Annotated in this window: 13 protein-coding genes; 8 read left to right on the top strand and 5 right to left on the bottom strand. The window is 70.5% G+C overall.

Features of this window, described 5'->3' with window-relative positions; all coding sequences use genetic code 11:
* Positions 1–176: 176 nt before the first annotated feature.
* Both NK718_RS11115 and fabI read right to left on the bottom strand, forming a co-directional pair.
* Entirely contained in the window at positions 177–797 is a 621-nt protein-coding gene (locus tag NK718_RS11115; RefSeq protein WP_254741838.1) for a histidine phosphatase family protein, read from the bottom strand.
* 4 nt (positions 798–801) lie between these two features.
* The gene (gene fabI / locus NK718_RS11110) at positions 802–1,632 is read right to left on the bottom strand and encodes an enoyl-ACP reductase FabI (RefSeq protein WP_254741836.1); all 831 of its coding nucleotides are present in this window, start codon (positions 1,630–1,632) and stop codon (positions 802–804) included.
* A gap of 206 nt (positions 1,633–1,838) precedes the next feature.
* Between fabI and NK718_RS11105 the strand changes: the two genes are divergently transcribed.
* Positions 1,839–3,851 carry a potassium transporter Kup gene (locus NK718_RS11105; RefSeq protein ID WP_254741834.1) on the top strand — a complete coding sequence of 671 codons (2,013 nt, stop codon included), beginning with the start codon at positions 1,839–1,841 and terminating at the stop codon, positions 3,849–3,851.
* 172 nt (positions 3,852–4,023) lie between these two features.
* Here NK718_RS11105 and NK718_RS11100 read toward each other — a convergent pair whose 3' ends face one another.
* Both NK718_RS11100 and NK718_RS11095 read right to left on the bottom strand, forming a co-directional pair.
* Positions 4,024–4,971 carry a DnaJ C-terminal domain-containing protein gene (locus NK718_RS11100; protein WP_254741832.1) on the bottom strand — a complete coding sequence of 316 codons (948 nt, stop codon included), beginning with the start codon at positions 4,969–4,971 and terminating at the stop codon, positions 4,024–4,026.
* A 113-nt stretch (positions 4,972–5,084) separates the two neighbouring features.
* On the bottom strand, positions 5,085–5,462 hold the full coding sequence (locus NK718_RS11095) for an RT0821/Lpp0805 family surface protein (protein WP_254741830.1): 378 nt from the start codon (positions 5,460–5,462) through the stop codon (positions 5,085–5,087).
* A gap of 215 nt (positions 5,463–5,677) precedes the next feature.
* Here NK718_RS11095 and pdxH point away from each other — a divergent pair, with 215 nt between their 5' ends.
* The 4 genes from pdxH (at position 5,678) to NK718_RS11075 (ending at position 8,101) form a co-directional block, all read left to right on the top strand.
* On the top strand, positions 5,678–6,280 hold the full coding sequence (pdxH, locus tag NK718_RS11090; protein ID WP_254741828.1) for a pyridoxamine 5'-phosphate oxidase: 603 nt from the start codon (positions 5,678–5,680) through the stop codon (positions 6,278–6,280).
* Between the two features lie 72 nt (positions 6,281–6,352).
* Entirely contained in the window at positions 6,353–7,105 is a 753-nt protein-coding gene (locus NK718_RS11085; protein WP_254741825.1) for an SDR family NAD(P)-dependent oxidoreductase, read from the top strand.
* A complete protein-coding gene (locus tag NK718_RS11080) occupies positions 7,086–7,571 on the top strand; it encodes an NUDIX hydrolase (RefSeq protein ID WP_254741823.1) in 486 nt (161 codons plus the stop codon). The genes NK718_RS11085 and NK718_RS11080 overlap by 20 nt, the downstream gene beginning before the upstream one ends.
* Positions 7,568–8,101, top strand: coding sequence for a TIGR02301 family protein (locus NK718_RS11075; RefSeq protein ID WP_254741821.1), 534 nt, complete (start codon positions 7,568–7,570; stop codon positions 8,099–8,101). Before NK718_RS11080 ends, NK718_RS11075 begins: the two co-directional genes overlap by 4 nt.
* Positions 8,102–8,105: 4 nt before the next feature.
* Here the strand turns inward: NK718_RS11075 and NK718_RS11070 are convergent, their stop codons facing one another.
* Positions 8,106–9,434: a dihydroorotase gene (locus NK718_RS11070; RefSeq protein WP_254741819.1), complete on the bottom strand. Its 1,329-nt coding sequence runs from the start codon at positions 9,432–9,434 to the stop codon at positions 8,106–8,108.
* A gap of 92 nt (positions 9,435–9,526) precedes the next feature.
* Here NK718_RS11070 and ygfZ point away from each other — a divergent pair, with 92 nt between their 5' ends.
* From ygfZ to NK718_RS11055, 3 genes are read left to right on the top strand one after another with little or no spacing between them, the layout of a single operon-like run.
* A complete protein-coding gene (gene ygfZ / locus NK718_RS11065) occupies positions 9,527–10,405 on the top strand; it encodes a CAF17-like 4Fe-4S cluster assembly/insertion protein YgfZ (RefSeq protein ID WP_254741817.1) in 879 nt (292 codons plus the stop codon).
* Positions 10,402–11,007 carry a DNA-3-methyladenine glycosylase I gene (locus tag NK718_RS11060; RefSeq protein WP_254741815.1) on the top strand — a complete coding sequence of 202 codons (606 nt, stop codon included), beginning with the start codon at positions 10,402–10,404 and terminating at the stop codon, positions 11,005–11,007. Before ygfZ ends, NK718_RS11060 begins: the two co-directional genes overlap by 4 nt.
* A gap of 22 nt (positions 11,008–11,029) precedes the next feature.
* Positions 11,030–11,656, top strand: coding sequence for an HD domain-containing protein (locus NK718_RS11055; protein WP_254741813.1), 627 nt, complete (start codon positions 11,030–11,032; stop codon positions 11,654–11,656).
* Positions 11,657–11,662: the final 6 nt, after the last annotated feature.

Below are 11,662 nucleotides of genomic sequence, written 5' to 3'. Positions count from 1 at the left end.
CCGGTCCGAACGGTTCGCGACCTTCGCGAAGCGTCTGCGCCAATCCTCGTCAGGCCGCGTGGGGGGCGCGGCCGGCCGGGTTTACCGACCAGACACAGCTATGCCGTGCGGCGGCTGAACCGTGGATGAACATGGGATTCAGGAAGCGGACGGGAAACTACCTAGGGGCGCCGGGCCTACGCCCAGAAGCAGCCGCCCTTCTCGAACACCAGCAGGCGGCCCTGCCAGATGTCGACGCTCGCGGCCCTCGGGCCGGGCGTCCCGGCGAGCAGGTACATCAGCGCGCGCGCCACGCCGCCATGCGCGACCACGACATAGTCGCCGGAGAGCCCGGCGGTCCACGGCCGCACCCTCTCCGAGAGCATGGCGTAGCTCTCGCCGCCGGGCGGCACGAAACCCCACTTGCCGCCCTCGCGGCCGCGCGCCGCCTCCGGCTCGGCCTTGCGCACCTCGCGCCAGGTCATGCCCTCCCAGCGGCCGAAGGAGATCTCCTTCAGGCGGTCCTCGACCGCGTAGCCGTCGGGGGACAGGCCCAGCGTGGCGCGGGCGATCTCCGCCGTCTCGCGCGTGCGCCCCAGCGGGCTGACGATCCACGGCAGGCTGCCGGCGTCCGGCCGGAGCCGGCGCAGACGATCGGCCACCTCGGCGGCCTGCTGGCGGCCGCGCGCGTTGATGGGGATGTCCTTCTGCCCCTGCAGGCGGCCCTCGGCGTTCCAGTCCGTCTCGCCGTGGCGAACGAAGAACAGCCGCAGGCCGGCCGCCGGCGCGGCGTCGGCCGAGAGGTCCCCGTCGGGCATGAGGTCAGGCCTTGTCGAGGCTCAGGTCCGGCGCTTCCGGATTCTTCATGCCGACGACGTGATAGCCGGCGTCGACGTGCAGGATCTCGCCGGTCATGCCGCGCGCCATGTCGGAGACCAGGTAGGCGGCGGTGTCGCCGACCTCCTCGATGGTCACGGTGCGGCGCAGCGGCGAGTTGTACTCGTTCCAGCGCAGAATGTAGCGGAAATCGCCGATCCCGGAGGCGGCCAGCGTCTTGATCGGCCCCGCCGAGATGGCGTTGACGCGGATGTTGCGCGGGCCGAGGTCGGCCGCCAGATAGCGCACCGAGGCTTCGAGCGCGGCCTTGGCGACGCCCATGACATTGTAATGGGGCATCCACTTCTCGGCGCCGTAATAGGTCAGCGTGAGCATGGATCCGCCGTTGCTCATCAGCTTCTCGGCGCGCTGGGCGATGGCCGTGAAGGAGTAGCAGGAGATCAGCAGCGACTTGCTGAAATTCGCTTCGGTGGTGTCGACGTAGCGGCCGGTCAGCTCGTCCTTGTCCGAGAACGCGATGCAGTGGACGACGAAGTCGAGCCCGCCCCACAGGCGGTTCACCTCCTCGAACACGGCGTCGATGGTGGCCGGGTCGGTGACGTCGCAATGCCCCACCACCTGCGCGCCGAGTTCGGCCGCGAGCGGACGCACCCGCTTCTCCAGCGCCTCGCCCTGATAGGTGAACGCCAGTTCCGCGCCATGCAGATGGGCGGCGCGCGCGATCCCCCAGGCGATCGAGCGGTTGTTGGCGACGCCCATGACGAGCCCACGCTTGCCGGCGAGCAGGTTCGAGGTCTGCGACTGAGGTTCTGACATCTTCACCGTCGGGGGTTCGTCCTTCGATTGGGCTGCATCAATAACCGAAGGCCGAGGCTTGCGGAAGGTCTCGTTCTCGGCTCGTCACAGGCGGCGACGCCGCCGCCCCGGCCCCCTCCCCCGACCGAAGGGGAAGGTGTCAACCCTCACGGGCGGTGCTATAAGCCCGCGGGCGGGACCGACCCGCAGGTCAACCGGCAGTACGCATGGCAAGTCCCGACGAGTCCAATCCCGGTTCCCCGCCCCCCACCTCCGGCTCAGCCGCCCCAGCCGCCTCCCGGCCGGCGGGTTCCGAGCCCTCAGCGGCGACGGCGGAGCCGGCGGGCGACGGGCACGGTCACCACGGATCGCTCTGGGCTTTGACCCTGGGCAGCATCGGCGTCGTCTACGGCGACATCGGCACGAGCCCCCTCTACGCCTTCCGCGAAGCGCTGATCGCCGCCTCCGGCGCGCACGGCCACGCGAGCGACCATATCGGCGTCGTGCCGCGCGAAATCGTGCTCGGCGTGCTGTCGCTGATCGTGTGGGCACTCGTGCTGGTCGTCACCATCAAGTACGTGCTGATCCTGCTGCGCGCCGACAACAACGGCGAAGGCGGCACGCTCTCCCTGATGGCGCTGGCGCAGCGCGTGCTGGGGCGCGGCAGAGGCTACATCGTCATGTTCGGCGTGGTCGGCGCCTCGATGTTCTACGGCGACTCCGTCATCACGCCGGCCATTTCGGTGCTGTCGGCGGTCGAAGGCCTGAAACTCGTGACGCCGGGCATGGAGCCCTACGTCATCCCGCTCACCGTCTTCATCCTCGTCGTGCTGTTCGCCGTTCAGAGCCGCGGCACGGCCAAGGTCGCCGCCTTCTTCGGCCCGGTGATGGTTGCCTGGTTCCTGCTGCTGGCCGGCGGGGGCGTCGCGCACGTCTCCGACGACCCCGGCGTGGCGCTGGCGCTCAACCCCTATTACGGCATCGTCTTCCTCGCCCAGCACAAGCTGATCGGCCTGGTGACGCTGGGGGCGGTGTTCCTGGCCGTCACCGGCGGCGAGGCGCTCTACGCCGATCTCGGCCATTTCGGCCGCCGGCCCATCCAGATCGCCTGGCTGGGCCTCGTGCTGCCGTCGCTGATCCTCAACTATTTCGGCCAGGGCGCGCTGGTGCTGTCGCATCCCGGCGAGATCAACAACCCGTTCTTCCAGCTCTACCCCGATTGGGCCCTGGTGCCCGTCGTCATCATGGCGACTTTGGCCACCGTCATCGCCAGCCAGGCGGTGATCACGGGGGCATTCTCGCTGACCCGCCAGGCCATCCAGCTCGGCCTGCTGCCGCGCATGGAGATCCGCTTCACCTCCGAGACGCACTCGGGACAGATCTACATCCCCCGCATCAATACCCTGCTGCTGATCGGCGTGCTGATGCTGGTGTTCCTGTTCCGCTCCTCCGGCTCGCTGGCCTCCGCCTACGGCATCGCCGTGACGACGACCATGGTGGTCGACGCGACGCTCGCCTTCATCGTCATCTGGCGGCTGTGGAACTGGCAGCCCTGGGCCGCGGCCCTGATGGTGGCGCCGTTCCTCGTCATCGACACGACGTTCCTGGTGGCCAACCTGCTCAAACTGCTGGAAGGGGCGTGGGCTCCGCTGCTCTTCGCCTCCGGCCTGATCCTGCTGATGATCACCTGGCGCAAGGGCACGCGCATCCTCGCCGACAAGACCCGCCGGTCCGAGGTGCCGCTCGACATGCTCGTCAGCAACCTCGAGAAGAAGCCCCCGCACCGCGTGCCCGGCACGGCGGTGTTCCTGACCAGCGACCCCGACTACGCGCCGACCGCGCTCCTGCACAACCTGAAGCACAACAAGGTTCTGCACCAGAAGAACGTCATCATGACGGTGGCGACCGCCGACACGCCGCGCGTGCCGGAGGAGGAACGCATCACCATCATGCCGGTCAGCGAGCACTTCTCGCGGGTGAAGATGAAGTACGGCTACATGGAATCGCCCAACGTGCCGCGCGGGCTGGCCATCGCGCGCAAGCTGGGCTGGTCCTACGACATCATGTCGACGTCGTTCTTCGTGTCCCGCAGGTCGATCAAGCCGGCCGCGCAGTCGGGCATGCCGCTGTGGCAGGACAAGCTGTTCATCGCGCTCGCCCGCAACGCCAGCGACGCGACGGACTTCTTCCAGATCCCGACAGGCCGGGTCGTGGAAGTCGGCACGCAGGTCACGGTCTAGCCGGGCGTGGCGGTCCGCCGGGCCGCCTCCCCCTTCAACGGGTCCGGGGTTGAATCAACTCCGGAGCGCCTGTCGCCAAGCGCCTGATCCGACTCGGCATTCTTCCTGAAATCGCCCCGCGCACGCGGTTGTCGCCGCGGGCGAGCGGATCGGCGCAACCGATTCCAGGGACTCAGAAATCCTTGCGGGGATCGAAGCTCGAGGTCTCGCGCTGCTTGCGCATCAGCTCCTCGAGCTCCGGGTCGGCCTGCGGCGGCAGCACGATCTCCAGCGTGACGAGGAGGTCGCCGGGCGAATCGCCGCCGGGCATGCCCTTGCCGCGCAGGCGGAAGGTCCGCCCGCTGGACGAATTGGCCGGAACGGTCATTTCCACCGCCCCGTCGATGGTGGGCACGCGCACCTTGCCGCCCAGCACCGCCTCGTGAAGGCTCACCGGCACGCGGATGCGCAGGTCCTTGCCCTCCACGGCGAAGCGCTTGTCGGGGCGCACCTTCACCGTCACCAGCAGGTCACCATGAGCGCCGCCGCTCGGGCTCGGCTGGCCCTTGCCCTTGAGGCGGATGACCTTGCCGTCGGTGATGCCGGCGGGGACCTTCACCTCCAGGTCGCGCCCGTTCGGCATCGCGACGTGCAGCATGGTCCCCTTCACCGCCTCCTGGAGCGAGATCGTGGCCTCGGAGGTCACGTCCGCGCCCTGGCGGGGGCGGCGTCCCACGCCGCGCGGGCCGCCCGCGCCGAACAGTTCGGAGAAGATGTCGCCGGCGTCGAACCCGCCCGCGCCGCCGGTGCGGGCGCGGAAACCGCCGGGCTCGGTGTCGAATCCGAAGTTGAACCCCTCGAAGCCGCCGCGCTGCTGGCCGCCGCGCTGGCCGAAGCCTTCGAAGCCGTGGAACCGGGGCTTGCCCTCGGCGTCGATCTCGCCGGCGTCGAACTTCTTGCGCTTGTCGGCGTCGCCGACGATCTCGTAAGCGTTGTTGATCTCCGCGAATTTCTCGCGGGCCTTCGGGTCGTTCTGGTTGCGGTCGGGATGCCACTGCTTGGCGAGCTTGCGGAACGCCTTTTTGACGTCAGCCTCGCTGGCTGTCCGGGCGACCCCCAGGACGTCGTACGGATCTCGCATGCCTCAAGAACCTCTTCGTCGTGCAGGATTGGCGCGGCCGCGACGCCGCGCTGCACTCTCATCATTCCCGCAGGATGTGGGAACTCTGTTGCCGATTCGCAACGTTCCGGCGGTCAGCCCTGCGGCGGTTCGGCCTGCTCGACGTGCCGGATCGTCCACGAGCCGCCGCCGACGCGGCAGGCATAGCCTGTCACGCGGGAGGGCTTCTGCGCCAGCGCGGCCTCGGCCTTGCCGGACGTGACAGTCGCCGCGAACCAGCGGCACACCTGGTCCTCGGTGACGAACGCCTCGCCCGTCGGCGACACCACGCCCTTGAGGCCGGAGAACGGGTTGGACCACGGCACGGGCCCGCCGGCGCGGCGGGGGTCCAGCGCCGCGTCGAGCGCGCTCATGGCGAGCTTGCGGTCGTTGGTGTCGAAATCGCGCGAGAGCTGGACCGGCTCGATGGAGCCCGTGCTCTCGGGCTCGCTCCCGCCGACCAGCGACATCATGGGAAAATTGATCGAGCACGCGGACAGAAGCGCGGCGGTCGCGGACGCGGCCAGAAGGCGGCCAATCAGAAGGCGGCCAATTCGGACAAAGACGCTTTCTTCCACCCGGGCGAGTCCCATATATCCTCGAGCGTCGTCTTGGCGGGCCGATCCTGCCGCCGCAACCTACCGAAGGTTGCATCAGGCAGGCCGGGATTAAGCAGGTGAAAGCGTTAATGGCTGGTGACTTCACGGAATCGGGCGAACCCTTCGCCCTTTTCGCCGCCTGGATGGAGGAGGCCAAGGCCTCCGAGCCCAACGACGCCAACGCCATGGCGCTGGCGACGGTCGACGAAGACGGCCTTCCCGACGTGCGCATGGTGCTGCTGAAGGGCGCGGACCCGGCCGGCTTCGTGTTCTACACCAACACGGAATCGGCCAAGGGGCGCGAGCTGGCCGGCCAGCCCAAGGCCGCGCTGGTGTTCCACTGGAAGAGCCTGCGCCGGCAGATTCGGGTGCGCGGCCCGGTGGAGCGGGTGAGCGACGCGGAGGCCGACGCCTATTTCGCCAGCCGCGCGCGCGACAGCCGCATCGGCGCGTGGGCGAGCCAGCAGTCGCGCCCGCTGGAGAGCCGCTTCGCGCTGGAGAAGGCGGTGGCCTTCTACGCAGCGAAGCACGCCATCGGCGAGGTGCCGCGCCCGGCCTACTGGACGGGGTTCCGCATCCGGCCGGTCTCCATGGAGTTCTGGCAGGACAGGCCGTTCCGCCTACACGACAGGGTCGCCTTCCGCCGCCCGACGCCGGAGGGCGACTGGACGCGCCAGCGCCTCTATCCCTAGTGCCGCCCGGCGCGCCGACCTTGGCCCGCGCCGCGCCTTGACGCTCCTTCACCGACCTGCGCACATCGAGACATGACGACCACCAAGGACAACGCGCCCCGGCGCACCATGCTGCTCACCGGCGCCAGCCGGGGCATCGGCCACGCCACGGTGAAGCGGTTCTCCGCCGCCGGATGGCGCGTGATCACCTGCTCCCGCCACCCCTTCCCCGAGAACTGCCCGTGGGAGATGGGCCCCGAGGACCACATCCAGGTGGACCTGTCGGACGCCGGCAACACGGCCGAGGCCATCGACGAGATCAAGGGGCGGCTCGATGCCGGCACGCTGGACGCGCTGGTCAACAACGCCGCCATCTCGCCCAAGGGTCCGGGCGGCTCGCGCATGGGCACGATCGAAACCGCGATCGCCGACTGGCAGTGGGTGTTCCAGGTCAATTTCTTTGCGCCGGTCATGCTGGCGCGCGGACTGATGAACGAGCTGAAGGCGGCCAAGGGCTCGGTCGTGAACGTGACCTCCATCGCCGGCTCGCGCGTCCACCCCTTCGCGGGGGCGGCCTACGCGACGTCCAAGGCGGCGCTGGCGGCGCTGACCCGCGAGATGGCGGCCGATTTCGGCCCTCACGGCATCCGCGTCAACGCCATCTCGCCGGGCGAGATCGACACCTCGATTCTCTCTCCCGGCACCGAGAAGATCGTCGCGCAGATCCCGATGCGGCGGCTCGGCACACCGGAGGAGGTCGCCAAGGCGATCTACTTCCTGTGCACCGACCAGTCGAGCTACGTGCATGGGGCGGAAATCCACATCAATGGCGGCCAGCACGTCTGAGGTCGGCCGCCCTTCGGGCGACGACCGGCTCTACCCCGCCCGGCCGATCATGGCGGCGAGCGTGGCGGTGTTCCGCGACGGCCGGGTTCTGCTCGCCACGCGGACGAAGCCTCCCGCCGCCGACCTGTGGTCGCTGCCCGGCGGACTCGTCGAGCCCGGCGAAACGCTGGAGGAGGCGGCCTTGCGTGAGCTGCGCGAGGAAGTCGGCGTCGAGGCCCGCATCGTCGGCTTCGCCGGCCACAGCGAGGTGATCGAGCGCGACGCCAGCGACCGGGTTCGCGTGCATTTCGTCGTCAACGCATTCGCGGCGAGGTGGACCGGGGGCGAGCCGGCGACGGGTCCGGAGGCCGGCGCGGTGCGCTTCGTGCCGCCCGAGGCGGTCGCCGGGCTGCGGACCACCAAGGGACTCGCAGGCATCGTGGCGCGCGCCGCCGCCCTCGTCCGCGCCTCGGAACCCCGCGCATGAGCCGCCTTGTTCGCCTGGCGATGGCGGGCGCGGCGTGCCTCGCTTTGGCGGCGTCGCCCTGGCCCGCGCAGGCGCAGTTCCGCTGGCCGTGGGAATCGCCGCCCCCACCCCCACCCCTACCGGCTCCGCCCGTCCAGCCGCCGCGACCGCGGCCCGCGGCGCCGAAGCCCGCGCCGAAGCCGGCCGAGGGCAAGGCCGGCCAGCAGGCGGACCAGCCCGAGCCGCCGCCGCCGCCCTACGAGCCGCAATTGATGCGCCTCTCCGAGATCATGGGCGCGCTCGCCTTCCTGCGGCCGCTGTGCGGCGGCAAGGACGAGGAGGAATGGCGCGGGCGCATGACGTCCCTGATCGCCGCCGAGGCCGCGACCCAGGCCCGGCGCGAGCGACTCGCGGGCTCCTACAACCGAGGCTACCGCAACTACGCGCAGACCTACCGCACCTGCACCCCGGCGGCGCAGACCATCATCTCGCGCTATCTCGACGAGGGCGGCCGGCTGGCCCGCGAACTGTCCAGCCGCTACGGCGGCTAGACGCCTACAGCGTCTCGACGAAGCGGACGGCGCGGCCGGTCGAGGGGGTCGCCAGCTCGCCGTCCCACATCACGCGGCGTCCGCGCACGATCGTGCCCACCGGCCATCCCGTCACCTGCACGCCGTCATAGGGGGTCCAGCCGCAGCGCGACGCGATCCAGCGATTGGAGATGGTCTCGCGCCGCTTCAGGTCGACGACCGTGAAGTCGGCGTCGTAGCCCACCGCGATCCGCCCCTTGCCGGCGATGCCGAAGATGCGCGCGGGGCCGGCGCTCGTCAGGTCGACGAAGCGGGCGAGCGACAGCTTGCCGGCGTTGACGTGGTCCAGCATCACCGGCACCAGCGTCTGCACGCCCGTCATGCCTGAGGGCGAGTCGGGATAGGGCTTGGCCTTCTCCTCCAGCGTGTGCGGGGCGTGGTCCGAGCCGAGCACGTCGACGACGCCCTGCTCCAGCCCCCACCACACGCCGGCGCGGTGGCGCGCGTCGCGCACGGGCGGGTTCATCTGCGCCAACGTGCCCAGCCGGTCGTAGGCGTCCGGGGCGGCGAGCGTCAGGTGGTGCGGCGTCACCTCCACCGTCGCCACGTCCTTGTGGTCGGCGAGGAACACCATCTCCTCGGCGGTCGAGACGTGCAGAACGTGGATGCGCGCGCCGGTTTCGTGCGCGATTCGCACCAGCCGCCGCGTGCATTCCATCGCCGCCTCGGCCGAGCGCCACACCGGATGCGAGGAGGGATCGCCCTTCACCCGCAGGTCCTTGCGGGCGCGCAGCATCTCCTCGTCCTCGGAGTGGAAGGCGGCGCGGCGGCGGGTCTGGCGCAGCACCTGCGCGACGCCGGCGTCGTCCTCGACCAGCAGCGAGCCCGTCGAAGAGCCCATGAACACCTTGATTCCGGCCGCGCCGGGCAGCCGCTCCAGGTCGCGCAGCTCGCCCACGTTGTCGTGCGTGCCGCCCACCCAGAAGGCGAAGTCGCAGTGCATGCGGTCCGTGCCGCGCCGGATCTTGTCGGCCAGCGCCTCGGCCGTGGTCGTCTCGGGCTTGGTGTTCGGCATCTCGAACACCGCCGTCACCCCGCCCATCACGGCGGCGCGGGAGCCGGTCTCGAGGTCTTCCTTGTGCTCCAGGCCGGGCTCGCGGAAATGGACCTGCGTGTCGATGACGCCCGGCAGGACGTGCAGGCCCGTGCAGTCGATGCGCTCGCCGGCCGAGGCCTGGGAGAGGTCGCCGATCATGGCGACGCGCCCCTGGCTGACGCCGATGTCGCGCACCGCCGCGCCGTCCTGATTGACGACCGTGCCGCCGGCCAGCACAACGTCGTAGGTCCGTGCCATCGCGAAGCTCCTTGATGCCTTTGCATGGCGGCTTACGTAAGGTCGTCGCCGAGCGCAAGCCGAGGCCCGCCGGGACGAGGGAGTTATCGCATATGGCATCCGCCTTTCTCGAGGATCGCGGCGTCGTCCGGGTGACGGGAGAGGACGCGCGCGGCTTTCTCGACGGACTCGTCACCAGCGACATGGACAAGGTGGCGGTGGACCGCGCCCGCCACGCCGCCCTGCTGACCCCGCAGGGCAAGATCCTGTTCGACTTCATCGTCGCGGAGGCGGACGGCGAGCAGGGCGGCGGGTTCTATCTCGACGTGCCGCGCGCGCTCGCGGCCGACCTCGCGCGCCGGCTGGGATTCTACAAGCTGCGCGCCCGCGTCTCGATCGAGGACCTGTCGGAGACGGCCGGCGTGGTGGCGTTCTGGGACGGCGAGCGGGCCGACGAGGGCCTGGGCGTCGTCTACGCCGACCCGCGCCTGCCCGAGCTGGGCGACCGTGTCATCGCGCCCCGCAGCACCTGCCCCGACCTCGCCAGCGAGCCGGCCGAAGCGTGGCATGCCCATCGCGTCGCGCTCGGCGTGCCGGAGGGCGGGCGAGACTTCGCCTATGGCGACGCCTTCCCGCACGAGGCGGACATGGACCAGCTGGGCGGCGTCGACTTCGACAAGGGCTGCTATGTCGGGCAGGAGGTGGTGTCGCGCATGCAGCATCGCGGCACCGCGCGCACGCGGATCGTGCCGGTCCGGTTCCGAGGCGGCGTCGGCGCGGGCGAAGGCGCCGAGGCGCATGCAGGCGGCAGGGCGGCGGGACGGATCGGCTCCGTGACGGCGGACGGCCGCGCCTTGGCGATGCTGCGCCTCGACCGCGTCGAGGACGCGCTGGCGAGCGGCGGCGCGCTGGAGGCGGACGGGCTCGCCTTCGATCTGGTCAAACCAGCCTTCGCCCGCTTCCCCTGGCCCGGCGAGGGAGGCGGCGCGTGAGCGGGCTCATTCTTCACCCCGACGGCAAGTCCCGCTGCTCCTGGCCGGGCACGGACCCGCTCTACGTCGCCTACCACGACACGGAATGGGGCGTGCCGGAGTTCGACGACAGGGCGCTGTTCGAGAAGCTGTTGCTCGACGGCTTCCAGGCCGGATTGTCGTGGATCACCATCCTGCGCAAGCGCGACGCCTTCCGCGCCGCCTTCGACGGTTTCGACCCCGAGGCGATGGCGCGCTACACGCCCGAGAAGCTGCAGGCGCTGATGGCGGACCCCGGCATCGTGCGCAACCGCGCCAAGATCGAATCGTCCGTGCGCAGCGCGCGGGCGTGGATCGACATCATGGAGCGCGGCTCCTTCTCCGCCTTCCTGTGGGACGAGCTGGGCGGGCGGCCGCTCCAGAACGACCCCGCCGCCCGGAGCGACATTCCGGCCGAGACCGACCTGTCGCGCAAAATGTCGAAGAAGCTGAAGCAGGCCGGGTTCAACTTCGTCGGCCCCACCATCGTCTACGCGTTCATGCAGGCGGTGGGGATGGTCAACGATCACCTCGTCGGCTGCTTCCGGCACGAAGAGGTGAAGGCGCTGGGCCGCGCGCTCTGATGGTCCGGGATCGGTTCTCCGCATGACCCGCAACGCCCCTCCCCGCGCCTGGCAGCGCATGTTGTCGGGCCGCCGGCTCGACCTGCTCGACCCCTCGCCGCTGGACGTCGAAATCGAGGACATCGCCCACGGCCTCGCCCGCGTGGCGCGCTGGAACGGCCAGACGCGCGGCGCGCACATCTTCTCGGTGGCGCAGCACTCGCTGCTCGTGGAGGAGATCGCCCGCCTCGCCCGGCCCGGCCTGTCGCGCCAGTGGCGGCGCGCCATCCTGCTGCACGACGCGCCGGAATACGTCATCGGCGACATGATCTCGCCGTTCAAGGCGGTGCTGGGCGGCAGCTACAAGGACGTCGAGAAGCGGCTGCTCGCCGCCATCCACGTGCGCTTCGGCCTGCCCGTCGCGCCGCCCCGCCCGCTCACGACGCTCACCAAGACCGCCGACCACGCCTCGGCCTTCCTGGAGGCGACGCGGCTGGCGGGCTTCTCGAGCGACGAGGCCATGCGGTTCTTCGGCCGGCCGGTCGCGGTGCCGCACGCCATCGACGACTGGATCGAGCCGTGGAGCGCCGACGTCGCTCAGACGCGCTTCCTCGCCCGCTTCGCCGAACTGGACGAGGCCGCGCCCCCGATGCAGGCGCGCCCGGCCTGACCTATA

This window comes from Alsobacter ponti, assembly GCF_024294805.1.
GTDB classification, from domain to species: Bacteria; Pseudomonadota; Alphaproteobacteria; order Rhizobiales; family Beijerinckiaceae; genus Alsobacter; species Alsobacter ponti.
Note: the sequence above shows the minus strand (reverse complement) of the source record. Positions and strands in the feature narration are given on the sequence as shown.

Excerpts from the sequence above, each read along its gene's own strand:
- NK718_RS11085 (WP_254741825.1), top strand. The coding sequence starts at position 6,353 with ATGACGACCACCAAGGACAACGCGCCCCGGCGCACCATGCTGCTCACC.
- NK718_RS11115 (WP_254741838.1), bottom strand. The coding sequence starts at position 797 with ATGCCCGACGGGGACCTCTCGGCCGACGCCGCGCCGGCGGCCGGCCTG.
- pdxH (WP_254741828.1), top strand. The coding sequence starts at position 5,678 with ATGGCTGGTGACTTCACGGAATCGGGCGAACCCTTCGCCCTTTTCGCC.
- NK718_RS11070 (WP_254741819.1), bottom strand. The coding sequence starts at position 9,434 with ATGGCACGGACCTACGACGTTGTGCTGGCCGGCGGCACGGTCGTCAAT.
- ygfZ (WP_254741817.1), top strand. The coding sequence starts at position 9,527 with ATGGCATCCGCCTTTCTCGAGGATCGCGGCGTCGTCCGGGTGACGGGA.
- NK718_RS11095 (WP_254741830.1), bottom strand. The coding sequence starts at position 5,462 with ATGATGTCGCTGGTCGGCGGGAGCGAGCCCGAGAGCACGGGCTCCATC.
- NK718_RS11055 (WP_254741813.1), top strand. The coding sequence starts at position 11,030 with ATGACCCGCAACGCCCCTCCCCGCGCCTGGCAGCGCATGTTGTCGGGC.
- NK718_RS11100 (WP_254741832.1), bottom strand. The coding sequence starts at position 4,971 with ATGCGAGATCCGTACGACGTCCTGGGGGTCGCCCGGACAGCCAGCGAG.
- NK718_RS11075 (WP_254741821.1), top strand. The coding sequence starts at position 7,568 with ATGAGCCGCCTTGTTCGCCTGGCGATGGCGGGCGCGGCGTGCCTCGCT.
- NK718_RS11080 (WP_254741823.1), top strand. The coding sequence starts at position 7,086 with ATGGCGGCCAGCACGTCTGAGGTCGGCCGCCCTTCGGGCGACGACCGG.
- NK718_RS11105 (WP_254741834.1), top strand. The coding sequence starts at position 1,839 with ATGGCAAGTCCCGACGAGTCCAATCCCGGTTCCCCGCCCCCCACCTCC.
- fabI (WP_254741836.1), bottom strand. The coding sequence starts at position 1,632 with ATGTCAGAACCTCAGTCGCAGACCTCGAACCTGCTCGCCGGCAAGCGT.